Annotated in this window: 19 protein-coding genes and 1 pseudogene; 9 read left to right on the top strand and 11 right to left on the bottom strand. The window is 67.4% G+C overall.

Going from position 1 to position 22,340, the window contains the following annotated elements:
• Positions 1-239: 239 nt before the first annotated feature.
• The gene (locus tag CJ014_RS08735; RefSeq protein ID WP_165790798.1) at positions 240-1,085 is read left to right on the top strand and encodes an MBL fold metallo-hydrolase; all 846 of its coding nucleotides are present in this window, start codon (positions 240-242) and stop codon (positions 1,083-1,085) included.
• Here CJ014_RS08735 and CJ014_RS08730 read toward each other — a convergent pair whose 3' ends face one another.
• Both CJ014_RS08730 and CJ014_RS08725 read right to left on the bottom strand, forming a co-directional pair.
• Complete coding sequence (locus CJ014_RS08730) at positions 1,086-2,267, bottom strand: aminotransferase (RefSeq protein ID WP_100080075.1); 1,182 nt, start codon at positions 2,265-2,267, stop codon at positions 1,086-1,088.
• 25 nt (positions 2,268-2,292) lie between these two features.
• Positions 2,293-3,246, bottom strand: coding sequence for a LysR substrate-binding domain-containing protein (locus tag CJ014_RS08725; protein WP_100080117.1), 954 nt, complete (start codon positions 3,244-3,246; stop codon positions 2,293-2,295).
• A 222-nt stretch (positions 3,247-3,468) separates the two neighbouring features.
• Here CJ014_RS08725 and speB point away from each other — a divergent pair, with 222 nt between their 5' ends.
• The 5 genes from speB (at position 3,469) to CJ014_RS08700 (ending at position 8,422) form a co-directional block, all read left to right on the top strand.
• Entirely contained in the window at positions 3,469-4,521 is a 1,053-nt protein-coding gene (gene speB, locus CJ014_RS08720) for an agmatinase (protein WP_100080074.1), read from the top strand.
• Positions 4,522-4,589: 68 nt separating this feature from the next.
• Positions 4,590-5,678, top strand: a complete 1,089-nt coding sequence (locus CJ014_RS08715) for an ABC transporter substrate-binding protein (protein WP_100080073.1) — start codon at positions 4,590-4,592, stop codon at positions 5,676-5,678.
• 65 nt (positions 5,679-5,743) lie between these two features.
• A complete protein-coding gene (locus CJ014_RS08710) occupies positions 5,744-6,775 on the top strand; it encodes an ABC transporter ATP-binding protein (RefSeq protein WP_100080072.1) in 1,032 nt (343 codons plus the stop codon).
• Positions 6,772-7,623, top strand: coding sequence for an ABC transporter permease (locus CJ014_RS08705; RefSeq protein WP_100080071.1), 852 nt, complete (start codon positions 6,772-6,774; stop codon positions 7,621-7,623). Before CJ014_RS08710 ends, CJ014_RS08705 begins: the two co-directional genes overlap by 4 nt.
• A gap of 1 nt (position 7,624) precedes the next feature.
• Entirely contained in the window at positions 7,625-8,422 is a 798-nt protein-coding gene (locus CJ014_RS08700; protein WP_100080070.1) for an ABC transporter permease, read from the top strand.
• Positions 8,423-8,424: 2 nt separating this feature from the next.
• Here CJ014_RS08700 and CJ014_RS08695 read toward each other — a convergent pair whose 3' ends face one another.
• The 6 genes from CJ014_RS08695 to CJ014_RS08670 all read right to left on the bottom strand — a co-directional run bounded on the left by CJ014_RS08695 (position 8,425) and on the right by CJ014_RS08670 (position 15,474).
• A complete protein-coding gene (locus CJ014_RS08695) occupies positions 8,425-9,822 on the bottom strand; it encodes an FAD-binding oxidoreductase (RefSeq protein WP_100080116.1) in 1,398 nt (465 codons plus the stop codon).
• A 77-nt stretch (positions 9,823-9,899) separates the two neighbouring features.
• Positions 9,900-10,778, bottom strand: coding sequence for an ABC transporter ATP-binding protein (locus CJ014_RS08690; RefSeq protein ID WP_100080069.1), 879 nt, complete (start codon positions 10,776-10,778; stop codon positions 9,900-9,902).
• On the bottom strand, positions 10,765-11,727 hold the full coding sequence (locus CJ014_RS08685; RefSeq protein ID WP_100080068.1) for an ABC transporter ATP-binding protein: 963 nt from the start codon (positions 11,725-11,727) through the stop codon (positions 10,765-10,767). The genes CJ014_RS08690 and CJ014_RS08685 overlap by 14 nt, the downstream gene beginning before the upstream one ends.
• A gap of 1 nt (position 11,728) precedes the next feature.
• A complete protein-coding gene (locus CJ014_RS08680; RefSeq protein ID WP_100080067.1) occupies positions 11,729-12,619 on the bottom strand; it encodes an ABC transporter permease in 891 nt (296 codons plus the stop codon).
• Entirely contained in the window at positions 12,616-13,608 is a 993-nt protein-coding gene (locus tag CJ014_RS08675) for an ABC transporter permease (protein ID WP_100080066.1), read from the bottom strand. The genes CJ014_RS08680 and CJ014_RS08675 overlap by 4 nt, the downstream gene beginning before the upstream one ends.
• A 147-nt stretch (positions 13,609-13,755) precedes the next feature.
• Positions 13,756-15,474, bottom strand: a complete 1,719-nt coding sequence (locus tag CJ014_RS08670; protein WP_100080065.1) for an ABC transporter substrate-binding protein — start codon at positions 15,472-15,474, stop codon at positions 13,756-13,758.
• A gap of 449 nt (positions 15,475-15,923) precedes the next feature.
• Here CJ014_RS08670 and CJ014_RS08665 point away from each other — a divergent pair, with 449 nt between their 5' ends.
• Complete coding sequence (locus CJ014_RS08665) at positions 15,924-17,000, top strand: LacI family transcriptional regulator (RefSeq protein ID WP_100080115.1); 1,077 nt, start codon at positions 15,924-15,926, stop codon at positions 16,998-17,000.
• Between the two features lie 116 nt (positions 17,001-17,116).
• Here CJ014_RS08665 and CJ014_RS08660 read toward each other — a convergent pair whose 3' ends face one another.
• Positions 17,117-17,281, bottom strand: coding sequence for a DUF3563 domain-containing protein (locus CJ014_RS08660; RefSeq protein WP_100080064.1), 165 nt, complete (start codon positions 17,279-17,281; stop codon positions 17,117-17,119).
• Between the two features lie 159 nt (positions 17,282-17,440).
• On the bottom strand, positions 17,441-18,454 hold the full coding sequence (locus tag CJ014_RS08655) for a zinc-binding alcohol dehydrogenase family protein (RefSeq protein ID WP_100080063.1): 1,014 nt from the start codon (positions 18,452-18,454) through the stop codon (positions 17,441-17,443).
• Positions 18,455-18,554: 100 nt separating this feature from the next.
• On the opposite strand from CJ014_RS08655, the pseudogene CJ014_RS08650 reads away from it, so the two are divergent.
• Positions 18,555-18,899: pseudogene (locus CJ014_RS08650) on the top strand (winged helix-turn-helix transcriptional regulator); the annotation flags it as partial.
• 252 nt (positions 18,900-19,151) lie between these two features.
• Here the strand turns inward: CJ014_RS08650 and CJ014_RS08645 are convergent.
• Positions 19,152-20,447 (bottom strand): solute carrier family 23 protein, encoded by a 1,296-nt coding sequence (locus CJ014_RS08645; RefSeq protein WP_100080061.1) that lies wholly within the window; start codon positions 20,445-20,447, stop codon positions 19,152-19,154.
• A gap of 657 nt (positions 20,448-21,104) precedes the next feature.
• On the opposite strand from CJ014_RS08645, the gene CJ014_RS08640 reads away from it, so the two are divergent.
• Complete coding sequence (locus CJ014_RS08640) at positions 21,105-22,334, top strand: ABC transporter substrate-binding protein (protein WP_100080060.1); 1,230 nt, start codon at positions 21,105-21,107, stop codon at positions 22,332-22,334.
• Positions 22,335-22,340: the final 6 nt, after the last annotated feature.

Raw genomic sequence — 22,340 nt, 5'->3', positions numbered from 1 at the left:
GGTGCATATGGCAGTTTAATGAAGCAGTGCCATATTGCCATAACTTGCCTGTCGGTGCACCGGAGCGATCTGCCTGCATGAATCCCTATTACGATCCCGCCAAAAATCACCACACGCCGAACGGCTTTCGCGATCCGGAAACGGAAGCCGGCCGTGCCACCCTCCGCGATATCTGGGACTGGAAACGGGAGGCGCGCCGCGAAGGGCGGCCACATCCGCCGGGAAGCCCGACTCCATTTGTGGAACCCGATTTCGACCGCATCACCGGCGCGGAGACCTCGGCCACCTTCATCGGCCACTCGACCATGCTGCTCCGCATCGGCGGTCTTTCGGTGCTGACCGATCCCATCTTCAGCGAGCGGGCCTCGCCGTTCAGCTTCCTCGGGCCGCGACGCGTCGTGCCGCCCGGCATCGCCATCGACCATCTGCCGCCGATCGACGTGGTGCTGATTTCGCATGGCCACTACGACCATCTCGATCGGGCCTCGGTGCGCCGCATCCACCATCGGTTCGGTAACCGAACCTTGTTCGTCGCTCCGCTCGGCGTCGGTGCGTTGCTGCGGCGCTGGGGCATCACCAACATTGTTGAACTTGACTGGTGGCAAAGCCATTTCTATCGCGGCCTCGACATGACGTTGACGCCGGCCCGCCACTGGTCGGCCCGCAGCTTCAACGACCGCAACCGCATGCTGTGGGGCGCCTTCGCCGTCTTCGCCGAGGGTTTTTCCTGCTATTTCGCCGGCGACAGCGGCTACGGCCCGCATTATCGCGAGACGCGCGATCGTCTGGCGCCGCGTGAGCGCAATGGCGCCCTGTTCGACCTGGCGCTGATGCCGATCGGCGCCTACGAGCCGCGGCGCATCATGAGGGAGCACCACATGAACCCCGAGGAGGCGGTGGCCGCCCACCGCGAGATCGGGGCGCGGCGGAGCCTCGCCATTCACTGGGGCTGCTTTCAGTTGACCGACGAGGCGCTCGACGAGCCGCCGCTGCGGCTGGCCGAAGCGAGCGCCGAGGCCGGCCTCGCCGAGAGCGATTTCGTCGCCCTGCCGGTCGGCGGCTCCTGGTGGCGGCCGTCGGCCTGATCAACCGTCGAGCTCGGTTCCGAGCCGGCGGAGCCGCGCCGGCAGGAGGCCGATGGTCGCCGCCGTGGCGTTGGCGAAGGCAAAGCGCAGGTAGTCTTCCTGTCCCGGCCCGAAGTAGCTGCCGGGCACGGTGACGACGCCGGCCCGCCGGGCGAGCTGTTCGGCGACGCGGGCCGACGTCAGGCCGGCGAAGGGATGGCGGACGAAGGCGAAATAGGCGCCGACGGCGCCGATCTCCCAGCCGTCAACCTCGGCGATGGCCGCTTTCAGCGCCGTGGCGCGAAGGGTGATCTCCGCCCTGTTCGTCTCCCGCCAGGCGCCGAGCTTGGGCAGCGCCTCTGCCACGGCGATCTGGCCGACGCGCGGCGCGCAGATCTGCAAATTGTCCATGATCTTGGCGATCTCGGCCACGACGGCCGGGCTGGCGGTCACCGCACCCAGCCGGTAGCCGGGCACGCAGAAGCTCTTCGAAAAAGAATAGAGCGAGATCAGGCCGTCGCCCCAGCCGGCGCGGAGGAAGAGATCGTGCGGCCGTCTCGCCTCGGCCGGCAGGAAGTCGCGATAGGTCTCGTCGAGGATCAGCCAGATGCCGCGCCGCCGGCAGAGTTCGAGCAGGTCGGCGAGCAAGGCAGGCGGATAGACGGCGCCGGTCGGGTTGTTCGGCGACACGATGGCGAAGGCCCGGACATCGGGCGTAATCGCCGCCTCCAGCGCTTCGAGGCTCGGCAGGAAGCCGCCTTCCGCCGGGCAGTCGACGAGACCGATGCCGATGCCGAACATGCGCAGCGACGTCTCGTGATTGAAATAGAAGGGATTGGACAGCAGCACCCGGCTGCCCGGCTCGGCGACGGTCAGCGCGGCGCAGATGAAGGCCTGGTTGCAGCCGGCGGTGATGTGGACGTTGTCGGCGGCGATCGCCGCGCCATAGAGCGCGCTCTGGTCGGCGGCGAGCGCCTCGCGCAGCGCCCGGTCGCCCTCGATCGGACCGTAGGCGGCGGTCGACGGACTGGCCGCCGCCGCCATCAGCAGGGCGATCAGGTCGGGGTGCGGCGGATAGCCCGGCACCGCCTGCGACAGGTCGACCGTCGGGCCGAAGCTTTCGTCATAGGCGCGCGCCCAGGCCTGGACGGACGGAATGGGCGGCGGTGCGAGGTCGGCGACGAGCGGGTTGAGGCGCGGCATATCCGGTATCCTGTGGCGGCGCGGTTCAGGGATCGGGTGAAAGGGCGGCAGGCCGGCGCAGCGGCGCGCGCGGCGACAGCTTCGGTTCGGGAAGGGCGTCGGCGTCGAGCGTCGCGAACAGCCAGTCGACGAACGCCTTGACGATCGGCGCCGCGTGCATCTCGTTGCGGCAGGCGACGAAGAAGCTGTCGTTGGCGGTCACGGAAAGGTCGAAGGGCACCACGAGATCGCCGTCGGCGATCAGCCGGGCGGCGGTGATGGTGTCGCCCACCGCCACGCCCTGTCCATGCACGGCCGCCTCGGTGGAAAGGCGGGCGTCGCCGAGGAAGTGCTGGCGGCCGCGCGGCAGGTCGGCGGCGTCGGCGGCGCTCAGCCAGGTCGTCCACTCGTCGCCCCGGTCGCCGTGCAACAGCGTATGATGGCGGAGGTCGCGCACCGAGCGCAGCGGCCGGCTGGCGATCAGGCTCGGCGACACCACCGGAAACAGCCGGAGCGGGCTCCACAGCCGGCTCCAGCCGCCGCCGACGCTGCCGCGCCCGTAGAGGATCACGAGGTCGACCGCCGGGTCGCCGACGCGCGCCGGGTCGTTGCCGGCCGACAGGTCCAGCGTGATGCCGGGGTAGGCGTCGGTGAAGCCGTGAAGGCGCGGCAGCAGCCAGAAGGACAGCAGGCCGGCGACGCAGATGACGGTCAGGGTGCCGCTCGCCTCCGGCCGCTGCAGGCGCGCCGTTGCCGTCGCGATATCGCCGAACGCCTGGGCGACGGCGGGCAGCAGCAGGGCGCCCTGGGCGGTCAGCCGCAGCCGCCGGCTGCCGCGCTCGAACAGCGAGGCGCCGAGCGTCGCCTCCAGCATCCGGATCTGATGGCTGACGGCGCCGTGGGTAACGCCGAGCTCGCGCGCCGCCGCCGACACCGAACCGCGACGGGCGGTCGCCTCGAAGGCGCGCAACGAGTTGAGCGGCGGCAGCCGGCCGGCAATTCCCTGTTCGCCCATCGGACCCCGTCTGTGAGAAAAATTCACGTGTCTGGATAAATCAATGTGAGTTGCATTTCAAATGGATTTGCCTTTTGATTGGGCAGACAAGGAGCCGTCAGCGCTCCGGGGAACGGCTCATTCCAACCATGCGTCCCGTTGCAGGCGCCATTTCAGCGCCGTTGGCTTGGGGAAGCGGCGTTGGCATATCGGGAAGGTCAGCCGGAAATGGTCTGGGATGCCGAGCGATTGAAAGCTCTGCGGCAAAGGTACACCGGCAAACCCGGCGAGACCTACGACCCGCGCTACGCCCGCGTCGCCGCTCGCATCTTCAAGGGCGGCACGCGCGCTGCCCCCTTTTCGGGCATGCCCACTTTGCTGTCGGCGCCGGCCCGCGCCATCGACTGGAATGCCCCGGATTTCGCCGGGCTCGACGTTGCCCTCATCGGCATGCCGATGGACCTCGGCGTCACCAACCGCCCCGGCTCGCGCTTCGGGCCGCGGGCGCTGCGAGCCATCGAGCGCATCGGCCCCTATAACGAAGTTCTCGACACGGCGCCCGTCCACGACATTTCCGTCGCCGACATCGGTGACGTGCCGTTCCGCGGCCGCTTCCGCCTCGAGCAGAGCCATGAGGACATCGAACGGACGGTGGCCGCCATCATGGCGGCCGGCGTGCTGCCGCTGTCGGTCGGCGGCGATCACTCGATCACCCACCCGATCCTGCGGGCGGTCGGCGCCAAGGCGCCGGTCAGCCTCGTTCATATCGACGCCCATTCCGACACCGGCGCGCCGTTCGACGACACCAAGTTCCACCACGGCGGGCCGTTCCGCAACGCCGTGCTCGACGGCGTGCTCGATCCCACCCGCACCATCCAGATCGGCATCCGCGGCTCGTCGGAATATCTCTGGGAGTTTTCGCGCGACAGCGGCATGACGGTGATCGACGCAAAAGACATCTCCGGCCTCGGCATTCCCGCCATCATCGACAAGGCGCGCCAGGTGGTGGGCGACGGCCCGACCTATCTTTCCTTCGACATCGACAGCCTCGACCCGGCCTTCGCGCCGGGCACCGGCACGCCGGAAGTGGGCGGCCTCACCAGCCGCGAGGCGCTGGCGCTCGTCAGAGGCCTCAAGGGGCTCAATCTTGTCGGCGGCGACGTCGTCGAGGTCGCCCCGCAATATGACGCGACCAGCAACACCGCCCAGATCGGCGCCCAGATGCTGTTCGAGATCCTGAGCCTTATGGTGTTCAGCCCGGCGCTGAAAAAGAGTAAATAAATCGTAAAGAGGGGAACCGGCCGCTGATGCCGAACACGGCGGCGGTCAGAGATAAGGGAACCAATCAGATGACCAAGCTCACCGATATCTCCATCAGCCGCCGCGCTCTGCTCGCCGCCGGCGCCACGGGAGCCGCCGTGCTCGCCATGCCCAACGTGCTGCGCGCCCAGGACCGCTCGCTGAAGGTCGGCGCCTACGGCGGCTACTTCAAGGATTCCTTCGACAAGAACGTCTTCCCCGAGTTCACCAAGGCGACCGGCATCGCCGTGGAATCGGTGGCCGAGCCGACCGGCGAGGCCTGGCTCGTCCAGCTCCAGCAGGCGGCCAATGCCGGCGAGGCGCCGGCCGACGTGTCGATGATCTCGCAGACCTCGATGCTGAAGGGCCAGGCGACCGAGCTGTGGGCGCCGCTCGACGCGGCCAAGATCAACAACATCGACGCCCTGATCCCGACCTTCATCAACAAGTATCCCGACGACCGCATCGCCGGCATCGGCGCCGTCGCCTGGTACGTGACGCTGGTCTCCAACACCGACGTCTACAAGGAGGCGCCGACCTCCTGGGCCTTCCTGTGGGATCCGTCCAACGCCGACAAGCTCGGCCTGATGGCGCTGGTCTCCAACTCCTTCCTCTTGGAAGTGACGGCCAAGACCTTCTTCGGCGGCACCAAGGCGCTCGACACCGAGGAGGGCATCCTCAAGGCGTTCGACAAGTTGGCCGAGCTCAAGGGCAACGTCCGCCTGTGGTATCGCGACGAAGCGCAGTTCGAGCAGGCGCTGAAGTCGGGCGAAATCCCCATGGGCCAGTATTATCACGACGTGACGGGCCTCGCGATCGCCGACGGCTTCCACGTCCGTTCCACCTTCCCCAAGGAAGGCGGCATCCTCGATTCCGGCTGCTGGGCGCTGTCCAAGGCGTCGAAGAAGGTCGAGGAGGCGCATCTCTTCATCGACTTCATGAGCCAGCCGTCGATCCAGGCGCTGGTGACCCGCAAGGTCGGCACCGCGCCGACCGTCAAGCGCTCGCTCACCGACCTGACGGATGCCGAGTTCGCCGCCGCCTCGTCGGAGATCGATCCGATCATCCCGCGCTACGACATGCAGGTGGAGAAGGCCGACTGGCTGAGCGAGAAGTGGACCGAACTGATCGTCGGCTGATCGATCCCGCCATACCGGCGTCCCGCCAGGCGCGGGACGCCTCTTTTCTCGCGACGGAAATCCTCATGTCGGGACTGGTACTCAAGGGCGTCAGCCGGGACTTCGGCCCGGTCAAGGCGGTGAACGACGTCGACCTCGAAGTGCCCAACGGCCGCTTCGTCTGTCTGCTCGGGCCGTCCGGCTGCGGCAAGACGACGCTGCTCCGCATGATCGCCGGCCTCGACCTGCCGACCACTGGAACCATCTCGATCGACGGCGAGGACATCACCCGCCTGCCGACCCACAGACGCAACCTCGGCATGGTCTTCCAGTCGCTGGCGCTGTTTCCGCACCTGACCGTCGGCGGCAACATCGCCTATGCGCTCCGGATTCGCGGCCTTTCCAGGCAAGAGCAGGCCCGCCGCGTCGAGGAACTGCTCGCCCTCGTCCATCTGCCCGGCTATGCCGACCGCGCGGTCGCCAAGCTGTCGGGCGGCCAGCGCCAGCGCGTCGCCATCGCCCGGGCGCTCGCCGTCAGCCCGCGCCTGTTCCTGCTCGACGAGCCGCTGTCGGCGCTCGACGCCAAGCTCAGGGAAGCGATGCAGGTCGAGCTCCGCCAGTTGCAGCAGCAGCTCGGCATCACCACCATCGTCGTCACCCACGACCAGCGCGAGGCGATGACCATGGCCGACACGGTGATCGTCATGCAGGGCGGCGAAATCCGCCAGGCGGCGTCGCCGGTCGAGATCTACCGCAAACCCGCCGATACCTTCGTCGCCGACTTCATCGGCTCCACCAACCTGATCGACATCGCCCGCGACGGCGACCGCGCCGTGCTGCTCGGCCGTCCGACCGCCGTCGCAATGCCCTACGGCGTCTCCAGGGCCACGCTGTCGGTGCGGCCGGAGGATGTCGAGCTCACCGCGCCATCGCCGGACCTGCCGGAGGCGGCCGTCACCTTCGTGCGCGATCTCGGCGGCGCCATCGAGTTCTTCCTCGACGCCGGCGGCACCCAGGTGATCGCCGTCACCAGCCCGCGCGCCCGTCCTCAGGTGACGGTCGGCGACCGCGTTGGCCTGCGCCTCGATCCCGCCCGTTCCGTGGTGCTCACCCGATGAGGCGCGAACCGGCCCGCGGTCTCGTCCAGCACCTGCCGGTGATCTTTCCCGGCCTGATGCTGACCGTGTTCTTCATCGTGCCCTTCGGCACCATGGTCGCGGTGAGCTTCTTCCGCCGCCAGCAGGGCGGCTTCTACGTGCCGGACTTCGTGCTGGCCAACTACGCCCGCTTCCTGACGCCGTTCTTCGGCAACGTCCTCGTCTTCTCGCTCTATCTCGCCATCGCCGTGGCCGTGGTGTCGCTGATCATCGCCGTGCCCTTCACCTACCTGATCGCCCGCTCCCGGCGGCAGACGCAGGTGATCTGGCTGGTGGCGCTCCTGTCCATCCTGTCGCTGTCGGAGGTGATCATCGGCTTTGCCTGGTCGACGCTGTTGTCGCGCACCGCCGGCATCACCAACCTTCTCGTCTGGCTGGGTCTGATGGAGGCGCCGCAGGCGCTGGTCCCCGGCTTTGCCGCCGTGCTCACCGGCATGGTCTACCAGGCGATGCCCTACGCCGTGCTGGTGCTCTATCCTTCCATGGTGCGGCTCGACCCGACGCTGACCGAGGCGGCGCGCACGCTGGGCGCCTCGCCGCTCAGGGCCTTCTTCACCGTGGTGCTGCCGGCGCTCCGGACGACGCTGATCGCCACGCTGATCATGGCCTTCATCTTCGCGCTCGGCTCCTATCTCCTGCCGCAGATCCTCGGCCGGCCGAGCCACTGGACGCTGTCGGTGCTGATCACCGACCAGGCGCTCTACCAGTCCAACATGCCGTTCGCGGCGGCCATGGCGGTGTTCCTGGTACTGGTGTCGCTGGCGCTGGTCGCGCTGACCATGTTCGCCGGCAAGAAGCTGGAGGCCTGAGATGGAGCGCTTCCTCTCCCGCCTTTATCTCGCGCTGGTCGGCATCTTCCTCGCCGCGCCGATCGTCGTCGTCACCGGCGTCTCCTTCAACGAGAAGCAGAACCTCGCCTTTCCGCCGCAGGGCTTTTCGCTTCACTGGTTCGCCCAGATCTTCACCGATCCCGAATGGCTGCGGGCGCTCATCGCCTCGGTGCTGCTCGCCGTCACCTCGGCGGCGCTGGCGGTCGCCATCGCCCTGCCGCTCGCCTGGTTCCTGTGGCGGCGCGTCGCGCCCTGGGCGCAGGTGTTCCAACTGCTCGGCGTCGCCCCCTTCACGCTGCCGCCGGTGATCACCGCGCTGGGTTTCCTCACCTTCTGGGCGACGTCCGGCTTCTACGGTCAGCCGTGGACGGCGGTGATCGCCCACGCCATCTTCTTCGTGACGCTGCCGCTCGTCACGCTCTCGCTCGGCTTCTCGTCGATCGACCGCTCGCTGACCGAGGCGGCCGCCACCATGGGCGCCGACGACCGAACGGTGTTCCGCACCGTGGTGCTGCCGCTGATCCTGCCCTATGTGATCTCCGGTTATGCCTTCGCCTTCGTGCTGTCGCTCAACGAATATATCGTCGCCTACATGACCATCGGCTTCGTGCGCGAGACGCTGCCGATCAAGGTGTTCAACGCGCTGCGCTACGGCTACACGCCGACCATGGCGGCGGTATCGGTGCTGTTCGTCGCGGTGACGGCGGCGGTGTTCGGCCTGATCGCCCGCTTCGGCGACCTGCCGAAACTGATGGGCGCCCTGTCCTCGAAAGACTGACCTTAGATCACCTTGCCGGGATTGAGCAGACCATGCGGGTCGAGCGTCGCCTTGAGGCGCTCGATCAGCGCGATCTCGGCCTTCGAGCGGCTATGGCCGAGCCAGCCGCGCTTCAGCGCGCCGATGCCGTGCTCGGCCGATACCGAGCCCGAGAAGGCCCGCGTCACGCCGTAGACCACGCTTTCCACCGCGTGGTGGCCGGCCGGACCGGGCTCGGGCACCGACGCCATCACGTGGATGTTGCCGTCGGCGGCGTGGCCGAAGAACGCCGCCCGGCTGTCCGGCAGCTCATGAGCCAGCGCCGACCGGCAGGCCTCGACGAAGCGGCCGACCTCGCCCGGCGGCAGGCCGACGTCGAAGCTCTCATGCTCGCCGAGTACCGGCTCGATCTCGGCCGACGCGTCGCGGATCGCCCAGAACGCCTCCATGTCGGCGAGCGACTGCGCCAGCACGGCATCCTCGACAAGCCCGGCCTCGAAGATGCCTTCGAGAAAGGCCTCGAACGCCGCCCCGTCGCGCGCCGCGTCGCGGCCGTGACCCTCGACGAGCAGGTAGAGGCCGTGCCGGCCGGCGAACGGATCGCGGCGGCCGGTGACGTTCTCCGTCACCATTGTCCAATAGTCCGGCCACATCACCTCGAAGGCCGACAGCATCGGTCCGAGATCGGCGCGGGCGCTGGCGAGGATATCGGCGGCCGCCTCGAAGTCGCGGACGGCCATCAGCGCCAGTCCGGTCCAGCGGGGCAGCGGCTGGAGCGCGAACACCAGCCGCGTCACCACGCCGAGCAGGCCCTCCGAGCCGACGAAGAGCTGCTTGAGATCGGGACCGGCGTTGTTCTTCAGCATCTTGTTGAGCGAGCCGATCACCGTGCCGTCGGCGAGTACCGCTTCGAGCCCGAGCACGGAGGCGCGCGTCATGCCGTAGCGCAGCACGCGGTTGCCGCCGGCATTGGTCGCCACGATGCCGCCGGCCGTCGCCGTGCCGCGCGCGCCGAAGTCGACCGGAAACAGCAAGCCTTCGGCCTCGGCGGCCCGCTGCATCGCTTCGAGCGGCGTGCCGGCCCGCGCCGTCAGCGTCATGGCCCGGCCGTCGATCTCCTCGACGCCGGCCAGCCGTTCGAGCGACAGCGCCAGCGAGCCGGGCGCCGGCGTCGCGCCGCCGCAGAGGCCGGTGAGGCCGCCCTGCACGGTGACGGCGAGGCGGTGGCGCGAGGCGATGGCGAGCGCCGCCGACACCTCTTCCGTCGAGGCCGGCCTCAGCACGGCCAGCGGCCTCTGCGGCGGCAGCACCGACGAGTCGGCATGGTTGCGGGTCGGGATGTCATCGCCGATGAGAAAGCCGGCCGGGCCGAGCGCCGCCTTCAGCTCCGAAAATGCCTGCTCCTCGCCGCCTTCGCTCATCTCGCCGCCCCATCGCTTCTTGCGGGACCGGCATAGCATGTCCGCCGGCCGGCGCGACAGGCGGACCACGCAACGGCTCACGAATAGACGCGGACGAGATGATCCTTCCGGTGCTCGATCAGATGGCCACCGAACCGCGCCGTGTCGGCGACGAGGCCGAGATCCTTCAGCTCGGCGTCGCTCCAGCGCTCGTGCAGATGCGGCACCGCGTCGAGCAGCGAGCGGGTATAGGGGTGCTGCGGGTCGCCGAACACCCGGTCGGTCGTCCCCATTTCGACGATCGCCCCTTTCTGAAGGATGATGATCCGATCGGAGATGTAGTTGCCGAGCGCGAGGTCGTGAGTGACGAAGATGATCGACAGGCCCTGCCGCTTCAGGTCGCCGAGCAGGTTGAGCACATCGATGCGCGTCGAGGCGTCGAGCATCGAGATGATCTCGTCGGCGATCAGCAGGCGGATGTCGAGGACCAGCGCCCGCGCGATCAACAGGCGCTGCAACTGGCCGCCGCTCATCTGGTGCGGGAACTTGTCGAGGGCGGCGACTTCGAGGCCGACGGCGTTGAGCGCGCCGGTCAGCCGGGCTTCCCAGGCCGCCGCGTCGAGATCGCCCAGGAACTCGCGGCGGATGGTGCGGAAGACGCGGCCGACCTTGAAGATCGGGTTGAACGAGCTGAAGGGGTCCTGGAACACGCCCTGCACGCGGCGGTAATAGGATTTGAGGCCGGCGCCCCTCAGCGTCGAGATGTCCTCGTCCTCGAAGGTGATGCGGCCCCCGCTCACCGAGGTGAGCCGCAGGATCATGCGGCCGACGGTGGTCTTGCCGGAGCCGCTCTCGCCGATCAGCGACACCACCTCGCCGGGCTTCACCTCGAAGTCGACGTCGTGGATCACCTTCGCCTTCTTGCCGCCGAAGGCGCCGGAGCGGAACACCTTGGAGACGTTCTCAACCTTGAGCATGGGCGTCCGCCTTCCAGCAAGCGACCTGATGGCCGGCAGCGATCTCGATGAAGGGCGGCTCCTCGACGCATTTGCCGAAGGCCAGCGGACAACGGTCGCGGAAGCGGCAGCCCACCGGCGGCGACAGCAGGGACGGCGGCCGGCCCTTGATGCCCGGCAGCCGCTTTTCCTCGAAGCGGATGCCCACCTCGGGCAGCGAGCCGAGCAGCAGGCGCGTATAGGGATGGGCCGGCGCCTCGACGATGGTGCGCGTCGGCGCCTTCTCGGCCAGCTTGCCGGCGTACATGATCAGGATGCTGTCGGCGATCTGGGCGAGGATGGCGAGGTCGTGGGTGACGACGATCATCGACTTGACGTAGCCGCGGTCGCGGAACTCGACCAGCGCGCCCGCCACCTTCTTCTGCGAGGCGACGTCCAGCGCCGAGGTCACCTCGTCGGCGATCAGCAGCGACGGGTCGAGCAGCGTCGACAGCACCATGACGACGCGCTGCTTCATGCCGCCGGACAGCTCGATCGGATACATGCCGAGCACGTCAGGCGTCAGGCCGAGGATGGCGAGGCGCCGCTCGAGCTCGGGGCGGAGCGTCGATCCCTTGAGGCCGCGCGCCGCCAGAAGCTCGTCGATCATCCGGCCGATGCGGCGCGTCGGGTTGAGCGCGCTCATGGCGTATTGCGGCACGATCGACACTTTGCGGAAGCGATAGGGGTTCATCGCCCGGTCGTCGGCGATCGGCAGCCTCTCGCCGTCGAGCGCCACTTGCCCGCCGACGAACATCATGCGCTCTTCGAGCCGGATCAGCGCCTTGCCGAGCGTCGACTTGCCGCAGCCGGATTCGCCGGCCAGCCCCATGATCTCGCCGTCGCCGACGGCGAAGCTGACGCCGTCGAGCGCTTTGACGCTGCCGGCCAGCGTCCGGTAGTGGATCTTGAGGTCGGATACCGCCAGCATCTCAGAGCGCCCTCAGCTTGGGATTGAACACCTCGTCGAGGCCGACGTTCATCACGTAGAGCGAGCCGACGATCGCCGTGATGGCAAGCCCCGGCGGCACGAACCACCACCACATGCCGAGCTGCAGCGCGGCGTTCATCACCGAATAGTTCATCATCAGGCCGAGCGAGATGGAGTCGGTCGGCCCGAGCCCGATGAAGTCCAGCGTCGCGGCGGTGAGGATGGCGCCGCCGAACAGCAGGATGAAGGTCATCACCAGATAGGAGCTCATATTCGGCGCGATCTCGCCGAAGATGATGCGCAGCGTGCTCTCGCCGTTGAGCCGGGCCATGCCGACGAAGTCGCGCGAGGTCAGCGAGAAGGTCTGGGCGCGGATGGCGCGCGCCGCCCACGGCCAGGAGGTGAGGCCGATGAACATCGCCTCCGTGCCGAGGCCGCGCACGCTGAGATAGGCGGCGACCACCAGGAGGACGGCAAACGTCGGGATGACCAGCACGACGTTGGTCAGCATGTTCAGTACCTCGTCGACGATACCGCCGCGATAGCCGGCGAAGAAGCCGACGAACATGCCGATCACCGCCGCCGTAATGCCGCCGAGCGCGCCGACGATGAAGCTGGAGCGCAGGCCGTGGACGAATTGCGAGAACACGTCCTGGCCGAACAGCGTGGTGCCGAACCAGTAGCCGGCCGACGGCGGCAGGCCGGGCGGCGCGTCGAAGGTCAGCGGCTCGTGGGTCGCCAGCATCGGCCCGAAGATGGCGCCCAGCAGGAAGACCATGAAGACGAAGGCGCCGATCAGCAGCTTGGTGTTGCGCAGCGCGAAATAGAGGATCTCGTTGCGGCCGGTCTTGGTGGCGGGAGAGGCCGGGGCGGAGCCGGTGGTGCTCGTCATGCGGCGTCTCCCTGCAGTCCGACGCGGGTGCGCGGATCGACGACGACGTAGACGATGTCGACGATCAGGTTGGCGAGCAGCACGCCGACGATGATGAACAGGAACACGCCCTGGATGACGAAATAGTCCTGGTTCTGGATGCCGGACAGCACCAGCCAGCCGAGGCCGGGATAGGAGAAGACGATCTCGGTGACCAGCGCGCCGCCGACCACCGCACCGAGCTGCAGGGCGAGGCCGGTGATCTGCGGCAGCATGGCGTTGCGGAAGGCGTATTTGCGGACGAGCCGCTGCGGCGCGCCCAGCGCCATCAGATAGTTGGCGTAGTCGCTTTCGAGCTCGTAGATGATCATGTTGCGCATGCCGATCGCCCAGCCGCCCAGCGCCACCATGAACAGCGAGGCGAACGGCAGCACCCAGTGGTAGAGGAGACTGCCGATGAACCGCCAGGACCACTCGGCCTTCAGCGACTGGTCGTAGCCGAAGGCCAGCGGGAACCAGCCGAGCGTCGAGCCGAGCACCCAGGCGAGCAGGATGCCGAGCCACATGTAGGGCGTGGCGGTGAGCAGATAGCCGAGCGGCAGCACGCTGTTGTCCAGGAGCTTGCGCCGGGCCGCCAGCGCGCCGACCATGTTGCCGACGTACCAGGACAGAAGGATCGACGGCAGCAAGAGGCCCAGCGTGTAGGGCAGGGCGCGGCCGATCAGCGTCGTCACCGGCGTCGGAAACAGCATGATCGAGCGGCCGAGGTCGCCGTGGAACAGCGCCGACCAGAAATTGAGATACTGCCGCCAGAGCGGCTGGTCGAGATTGAAGGCCGCCATGAAGTAGGAGGTCAGCGCCGCGTTGGCGTCCGGCATCAGCGCGATGCGCGATACCAGCGCGTCGATCGGGTTGCCCGGCATGAAGCGGGGGATGGCCCAGTCGATGGTCACCGCCACGATGAACGTCAGGAGATAGATGATGAGCTTCCGGGCGAGGTAGCGCAGCACGGTCAGGGCTCCGGAAAGGGAATAAAGATCACCCCGGGCGAGACCCGGACGGCGGCGGATGTCGTCGTCCGGGGCCTGCGAGCGAATTGTTGGCTCGGTCGGGCGAAGGCGCCCCGGCGGTGCCGGCCACCGGGACGCGGGATCGGCTTATTCGCCGGCCGGCTCGAGATGCGTGATGGTGTCGAGGCCGGTCATCTGCAGCCAGCCGCGCCAGGAGATCGGGATGAACTGGCGGTCGGTGCCGTCGGCCGGCCAGTTCTTCCAGGTGGTGGTGCTCATCTGCGCCCAGGCGCCGTTGTACCACAGCGGGATCATCGGCAGCTTGTCCATGAAGGCGACCTGCAGCTTGGCCGTGATCTCCTTCATCTTGTCGACGTCGGTGCGCGGCGTCTTGGCGAGCTCGACGGTGAGGTCCCAGGCTTCCTTGTCCTCGAAGCGCGCGAAGTTGTAGTTGGTCTGCGACGACAGGATGGGAAGCTGGTAGAGATAGCGGTAGTAGGTATAGGGCGTGTCGCTGAGCGGCTGGGAATTCTCGATCATCAGGTCGAAATTGCCGGTGTTGCGCGCCGACTGGTAGGTGTTGAAGTCGGGATACCTCGGCGTGATCTTGATGCCGACCGCCTTGGCGTCGGCCGAGATCATCTGCACCGCCTGCATCCAGTCCGACCAGCCCGAGGGCACCTCGATCTTCAGGTCGATCGGCTCCCCCTTCGGCGTCTGATAGAAGCCGTCGGCGCCCTTCTTGTAGCCGGCCTCGTCGAGGGTCTCGGCCGCCCTCTTCGGATCGTAGCTGAAGCCGTGCTCTTTCACCGCCTCCTTGTCGATATACTTGTCCCACACCGGCAGAAGGCCGGTCGGGCTGGCCGGCAGCACCAAGTTGCCGTAGTCGACCTTGGCGATCTGGTCGGTGTTGATGGCAAAGGCCAGCGCCCGGCGGAAGGCCGCGTCGTCGAGCGGCGCCTTCTTGGTGTTCGGCAACAGCCAGGAGGTGACGGCCGGCAGCATGTAGGGCGGCTTGTCGTAATAGGTATGCAGGCCGTAGCCGCCGCTGATCAGTGTCGCCACGCCCGGCAGGAAGTTGTTGTTGAGGTCCTGCCGGCCGGAGAGCAGCAGCCCGAGCGCCACGTTGTTCGACGAGTTGACGAGGTCGATGATGTACTTGGGCTTGGGATCGGGCGAGATGCCGGCCTTCGCCGCCCACCAGCCATCCGGCGTCTTGGTCCAGACGACGCGGGTGGTCGGGTCGTAGCCGGCCTTGTCGAACACGTAGGGACCGGTGCCGATTGGCTCGTCCGGCGTCCACGAGGTGATTTCGGTTTCGTTGGCGTGATCCTTCCACTGGGAAGGCTTCATCATCGGGATGTTCCAGACGGCGTTTTGCCAGGCCTGGTAGTTGGGCGTGCCGTCGAAGGTCACCGTCACCGTATTGCCGGACGCCTCGACGCTCTTGATGCTCTTGTAGAGGTCGGTCCACCAGATGGTCGGCAGCTTGCCGAGGTCGATGTTCCACTTGACGTCGTCGGCGGTGAAGTCCTCGCCGTCGCTCCACTTGATGCCGGAGCGGATGGTCAGCTTGTAGACGGTCGGGCTTTCCCATTCGCCCTTCTCGGCCAGCCAGTCGATATACTTGTCGGCGATCGGGTCGTAGCGGAACAGCGTCTCGTTGACGAGGCCGATCAGACCGTTGGCGAAATTGCCGAAATAGGGGTTGAAGCCGACGATGTTACCCCACTGCGCGCCGCTCATGTAGAGCGTCTCGTTGCGGGGATACTCGCCCGACTGCGCGAATGCCGAGCCGGCGACCGTCGCCATCAGGGCGGCGGCCGACACGACCGTGAAGGTGCGGCGATTGATTCCAAACGACATCTCGTTCCTCCCTTTCCTCCTGCGGCGACAACCTCCCCGCCGCGACGAAAAGCGCCCCGAACCGGCCTCAGCCGTGGGTTGCGCAGCCTTCGAGAGGGGTCATGGGCGACAACGGTCAGGAAAAAGGAAGTGTCCAAACGATCCGACCGAACGGCCGATGACGGAACAGCGGCGACTGTTGGCTCCTCTCGCTCCCACCAAAACGACAAGTCTATGAAATATCGCGTAAATCTCCTCAGCTTCTCGCGATATGACAACGGGCGACCTGCCGTCGCGCCTTGCGCGGTTGCCCGCGGCATTCTTACCTGTAACGTTACAGTAGACTTAGCGAACCGTGCAACAATACGCAAGCCTCAGTTCTGTTCCTCGCCCAAAGGATGTAGGGTGGGCGATTGGGAGGCGCAGCGCGGCCGGCAACGACCGGGGATTTGCGTTGCAACAGCAATATGATGCCCAACGACGAGACGCGCCCGGACACCGCTCAGCCGCGATCGCCCGCCCGGCCGACGCTCAAGACCATCGCCCGCCTCGCCGGCCTCGGCGTGACGACGGTATCGCGCGCCCTGCACGATGCGCCCGACATCGGCGAGGAGACCAAGCTGCGTGTCCGCCGCCTGGCCGACAGTCTCGGCTACCAGCCGAACCGGGCCGGCGTGCGTCTCAGGACCGGCCGCAGCCACGTGATCGCGTTGGTGCTGGCCACGGAGTCGGAGGAACTCGGCATCAATTCGCAGCTCATCTACGGCCTCTCCGAGGTGCTGTCGGCCACCACCTATCAGTTGGTGGTCATGCTGCACGATCCGGCCGGCGATCCGCTGGCGCCGATCCGCAACATCGTCGAGGCCGGCACCGCCGACGGCATCCTCTTCGCCCGCATCGAGCCGGAGGACGCGCGGGTGCGTTTCCTCAGCGAGCGCGGCGTGCCGTTCGCGACGCACGGCCGCACCGCCATGGGCATCGAGCATCCCTATTTCGACTTCGACAACGAGGCCTATGCCGAAAGCGCCGTGTGCCGGCTCGAGAGCCTCGGCCGTCGCTGCCTGGCGCTGATCGCGCCGCCGCCGCATCTGACCTATGCCCGGCACATGGCTGCGGGCTTCGATCGCGGCGTCAGGCGTCTAGGCCTCGATAGGGTTCCGGTGGACGCCATCGACACCGACAGTCCGCACGAGCTCATCCAGGCGGAAGTCTCCCGCCTGATGGAGCGGGACGATCGGCCGGATGGCTTCGTCTGCGGCAGCGCCGTCGCCGCGCTGTCGGTGACGGCCGGCGCCGAAGCGCTGGGGCTGGTGCTCGGCCGCGACTTCGACGTGGTGGTGAAGGAGTCCTCCAACCTGTTTCGCAAGTTTCGGCCGGCCATCGAGACGGCGCACGAGGACTTCCGCGCCGCCGGCCGCTGGCTGGCCGAGGCGATCGTCGGCCGCATCGAGGGCACCGCCGACGCCGGCATCCATTTCCTCGACGTGCCGCGGCTGGCCAGCCCGGAGCGGACGGAGGAGAAAGCGGTTCTGGGCAGCGCTCGCTGAGGGAGCGCTGCCGCCGGATACGGCAAAGCGCCCGATCCGGTCAGGGAAATCGAGCGCTCGACGTCGGCCGGGGGTGGTCGGCCGGGATCCGGGTGGCCCGTTGCAGGCCGGTCGGCTCAGCAGCCGAGGGCCTGCTCGCGGTAGAAGCCGCGCGCCACCACATGGCGCTCGCGGGCTTCGAGATCACAGCGGCCGGTGGCGGCCGTGATGTAGACGACTTCGCGCTCACCGGTGGCGGGGGCGCGGAAGGTCTTGGTGAGGCGCTTCAGGGTGCCGAACATGATCTTCTTCCTTTTCCGTTCCGGGCGGGTCCCGGAACCTTTCTCCGTTCTTTTCTTTGCACCCTGAATATAGCGCCGCCGCCGTCTCCCTCCAATGGCCTGGAACCGCCGCCTTGAATCGTATTTTCTTGGGGGATGCTTCAGTTTTTCTAAGCGATGTCAAAAACCCTCCAGCACGATCTTGCCGCGCGCCCGGCCGCTCTCGATGATCGCATGGGCGCGGCGGAGATTGTCGGCGTTGATCGGCCGCAGCACCTCGGTGACCGTCGTGCGCAGCCGGCCGGCGTCGACGAGGCGGGCGACTTCGGTGAGGAGCCGTCCCTGCTCGCCCATGTCCGGCGTCTCGAACAGCGAGCGCGTGAACATCAGCTCCCAGTGCACCGACACCGCCTTGCGCTTGAAGCCGGTGATGTCGAGGCTGTCGGGATCGTCGATCAGGCCGAAGCGCCCCTGCGGCGCGATCAGCTTGTCGATCTCGCCGAGGTGGCGATGCGTCTGGGTGGTCGAGAAGACGAAGGCCGGCGCGCCGATGCCGAGGCCGGCCACCTCGTCGGCCAGCGGGCGCGAATGGTCGACGACGTGATGGGCGCCGAGGTCGCGCGTCCAGGCCGCCGTTTCCGGCCGCGATGCCGTGGCGACGACCGTGAGGTCGGTGAGCGCCCGGGCGAGCTGGATGGCGATCGAGCCGACGCCGCCGGCCCCGCCGATGATCAGGATGGCCTCGGCGGCGCCCGGCACGCCGCGCCGCACGTCGAGCCGGTCGAACAGCATTTCCCAGGCGGTGACCGTCGTCAGCGGCAGGGCGGCCGCCTCGGCATCGGTCAGCGATTGCGGCTTGCGGCCGACGAGGCGCTCGTCGACGAGATGGAACTGGCTGTTGGCGCCGGGCCGGGCGATCGAGCCGGCGTACCAGACCTCGTCGCCGGGCCGGAAGCCGGTCGCCTCGCTGCCCGTGGCGACGACGCGGCCGACGGCATCCCAGCCGAGCACCTTCGGCTCGCCGGGCGCCGGGGCGGCGCTCGCCCGCACCTTGGTGTCGACGGGATTGACCGACACGGCGGCGACCTCGACCAGGAGATCGCGCCCGGCCGCAACCGGCGTCGGCAGCTCGACGTCGAGCAGCGAGTCCGGACGGTCGATAGGGCCGGCTTGGCGGTAGGCGACGGCTTTCATGGCGGCTTCCTTTCCTGTAGATATGAGCCATAGTTGCGCCTATGCGCGTCAATAGCCAATACGCACAACGAGCGCAGGTACTGCAGAAAAGGATAGTGTCATGGCCAAGGTCCGGCATTCCCGCTTCGACTGCGCGCCGGGTTGCTCGGTCGAGGCGGCCGTCGGTCTCATCGACGGCAAGTGGAAGTCGGTGATCCTGTTCCACCTGCTGGACCGCACGCTGCGCTTCGGCGAGCTGAGCCGCATCCTCGCCTCGGTGACGCCGCGCATGCTGACCAACCAGTTGCGCGAGCTCGAAGAGGATGGGCTGCTGGTGCGCACCGTCTATCCGCAGGTGCCGCCCAAGGTGGAATATTCGCTGTCGCCGCTCGGCCGCTCGATGGAGCCGGTTCTGATGGCGCTAAAGGCTTGGGGCGACGCCAATATCGGCCGTTTCGGCAAGCCGAGGGGCATCGATCTGCGCGAAAGGCAAAGCCCGCCGGCACCGGCCGGCCAGACGGCCGGCGGGCACCAGTGGGCGAAGTTCGACCCGGCCCCGATCGAGGTGATACCGGATGACCTCGAATGACATCGAATGGTCGGGTCGTCTCCTGGATCGTCGTGCGTCCCGACGGACGCAAGGCGACGATCTAGTCCTTTGTCGTTGCATCGGATTTTCCGAAAACCGGCTTCCACTTTTCGGTCCGATGCTCCGGCGTCAGGCCCGCTTCGGGCCGCGGTTGAGCAGGGCGTAAAGCAGGATGGCGCCGAAGGTCGCGGTGCCGATGCCGCCCAGCGTGAAGCCGCCGATATTGAGGGTGAGGTCGCCGGCGCCGGCGATCACCGCCGCCGCCGTGGTGATCAGGTTCTTGGTCTCGGAAAAGTCGACCTTGTTTTCCACCCAGATCCGGCCGGCGGTGGCCGTGATCAGGCCGAAGATGACGATGGAGAGACCGCCGATCACCGGGCCGGGGATGGTGCCGATCAGCGCGCCGAACTTCGGCGAGAAGCCGAGCAGGATGGCGATCACCGCCGCCACCACGAAGATCAGCGTCGAGTAGATCTTGGTCACCGCCATCACGCCCATGTTCTCGGCATAGGTGGTGACGCCGGTGCCGCCGAAGGCGCCCGACAGCATGGTGGCGAGGCCGTCGCCGAGAAAGGCCCGGCCGACGTAACGGTCGAGGCTTTGTCCGGTCATGGCGCCGATCGCCTTGATATGTCCGAGGTTTTCGGCAACCAGGATGATCGCCACCGGTGCGATCAGCGCCATGGCGCTGGTCGAGAAGGTCGGGGCGGTGAAGCTCGGCAGGCCGAACCAGGGCGCGGCGTCGAGCTTGGTGAAATCGATCGGCGCGTCGCCGAACGAGGCGGCGCCCAGCCAGTAGATGAGATAGCCGACGAGGCCGCCGATCAGCACCGGAATGCGGCGCAGCATGCCCGGCGCGTAGACGGCGGCGGCGCCGACGGCGACGATGGTGATCAGGCCGACCGTCCGATCGAAGCCGGTCGCCGAGATGCCCTTGACGGCGATCGGCGCCAGGTTGAGGCCGATAGCGGCGACGATGGCGCCGGTGACCACCGGCGGCATCAGCGTCTCGATCCAGCGGTAGCCGATCTTGATGACGATCAGGCCGATCAGCGCGTAGAGGGCGCCGGCCGCGATGATGCCGCCCAGCGCCACGGAAATGTTGATGTTGGCGCCGGTCCCGGCATAGCCGGAGGCGGCCATCACCACGGCGATGAAGGCGAAGCTGGAGCCGAGATAGGACGGCACGCGGCCGCCGACGATCAGGAAGAAGATCAGCGTGCCGATGCCGGAGAACAGCACGGCGACGTTCGGATCGAAGCCCATGATGATCGGTGCCAGCACCGTCGAGCCGAACATGGCGACCACGTGCTGGAAGCCGGCGATCAGTGTCTGCGGCCAGGGCAGGCGCTCGTCGGGCGCGACGCGATCGGCGGTGGTCAGCTTCCAGCGCGGAAACCAGCCTTCGGTTGGGCTTGTTGTCATGATTGTCTCGTCTGTTGTCCCCGGTCCGTCCCCCCGTGGGCGACCGTTTGGGAAAGGCGAGATGGTCACTATCTCCAAGACCTAAGAAGGCGAAAGAGCAGCCTTCTACGACCCCTGCCGAGGGTCCGGCACCTGAGACGCTGATTTTGAATACGAAAACGTACATTTTGACCATATGGTCAGAATTCAACCCCTTGGTAATCCACAGAAAAATCGGATCAGCCGGCACCGTGGCCGGCAAGGCGGCTCGGCCGAAGCGTCTCGCGGGGTCGGCAGCCTGCCCGCGGCGTCATCGTGCCGGCCACGCCCAACGTCGATCCGAAGCACCGGCTGGCGCTGACTGCCTCATGCCTGGGCGCCTTGCGCGGATCGGGCGCCGCGTGCCATGGCCGGCTCCGCCGACCTCTGGCGGTCTTGACAGTTGCGAGCCTTTCCGCATAACGTCGTAAACGTTTACGGTAACGAACAGGCAGGGAGGAGAGTCCTGTCCGAGCTGGGTCGTCGAACGTCATTGCCGTGCCGATGGGCATGGATGGCGAACGGCAAGGCATACCCTCTTGAGGACCGGGGCAATCCGTCGGATCGCCGTCCACCGTTCTCGGTCCCGCCGGCCGCCATCGCGCCGGAACCGGTCGGCCAACTGGAGGAGTAGGGAGCATGAAGACATCGGCAATCCTCGGGGCGGTGCTCTACGCCGGCGCCGCGGCGCTCGGCACGGCGGCGCACGCCGCCGATCCCGTCACCATCACCATCTGGTGCCAGGACGACGAGCGCCAGCCGGGCCTCAACCTCGCGAAAGAGTTCGGCGAGAAGAATCCCGACATCAAGGTCGTCTACCGCCAGATCCACTTCGACGACGTCACCTCCGAGGCGATGCGCGCCTATTCGACCGGCCAGGCGCCCGACATCATCGCCATCGACAATCCCGAGCACGCGCTGTTCGCTTCGCACGGCGTGTTTCTCGACCTCACCGACCGCATCGCCAAGTCCGAGGTGATCCACAAGGAAGACTATTTCCCCGGCCCGCTCGCCTCGGTCACCTGGGACGGCAAGCTCTACGGCGTGCCCAAGGCCACCAACACCATCGCCCTCTACTACAACGCCGATATGTTCAAGGCGAAGGGGCTCGACCCCGACAAGCCGCCTCAGACCTGGGACGAACTGGTCGACGCCGCCCGCAAGCTCAACGACCCGGCGAGCAACGTCTACGGCATCGCCTTCTCGGCCAAGGCGTCGGAGGAAGGCACTTTCCAGTTCCTGCCCTGGGCGCAGATGACCGGCGGCGGCTACGACAAGATCAACACCGACGGCGCCGTCCGCGCGCTGACCATCTGGAAGACGCTGCTCGACGACAAGCTCGCCTCGCCCGACACGCTGACCCGCGGCCAGTGGGATTCCACCGGCACCTTCAACTCCGGCAACGCCGCCATGGTCATCTCCGGACCGTGGGAGCTCAACCGCATGTCGCAGGAGGCGAAGTTCGACTGGCGCGTGACGCTGATGCCGGTGCCGGAAGCCGGCGCGCCGCGCTCGTCGGCCATGGGCGATTTCAACTGGGCGATCTTCAAGAGCTCCAAGCATCCCGACGAGGCCTTCAAGGCGCTGGAATATTTCGTGTCGCAGGACCCGCGCGTCTTCCCCGACTGGGGCCAGCTCGCCGCCCGCGCCAACGTCGAGATACCGCCGACCGGCGACGCCAGGAAGGACGCGGCCGTCAAGGTATTCATGGAGCAGTTGAAATACGCCCAGCCGCGCGGCCCGCATCCCGAGTGGATGAAGATCTCCAAGGCCATCCAGGATGCCATCCAGTCGGCGCTGACCGGCCAGGCCAGCCCCAAGGACGCGCTGGATCAGGCGGCCGCTACCATCAAGGGCATTCTCGGCTGATCTTTT

Origin of the sequence: Pleomorphomonas carboxyditropha (assembly GCF_002770725.1) — a bacterium.
In the GTDB taxonomy this organism is placed as follows: Bacteria; Pseudomonadota; Alphaproteobacteria; order Rhizobiales; family Pleomorphomonadaceae; genus Pleomorphomonas; species Pleomorphomonas carboxyditropha.
Note: the sequence above shows the minus strand (reverse complement) of the source record. Positions and strands in the feature narration are given on the sequence as shown.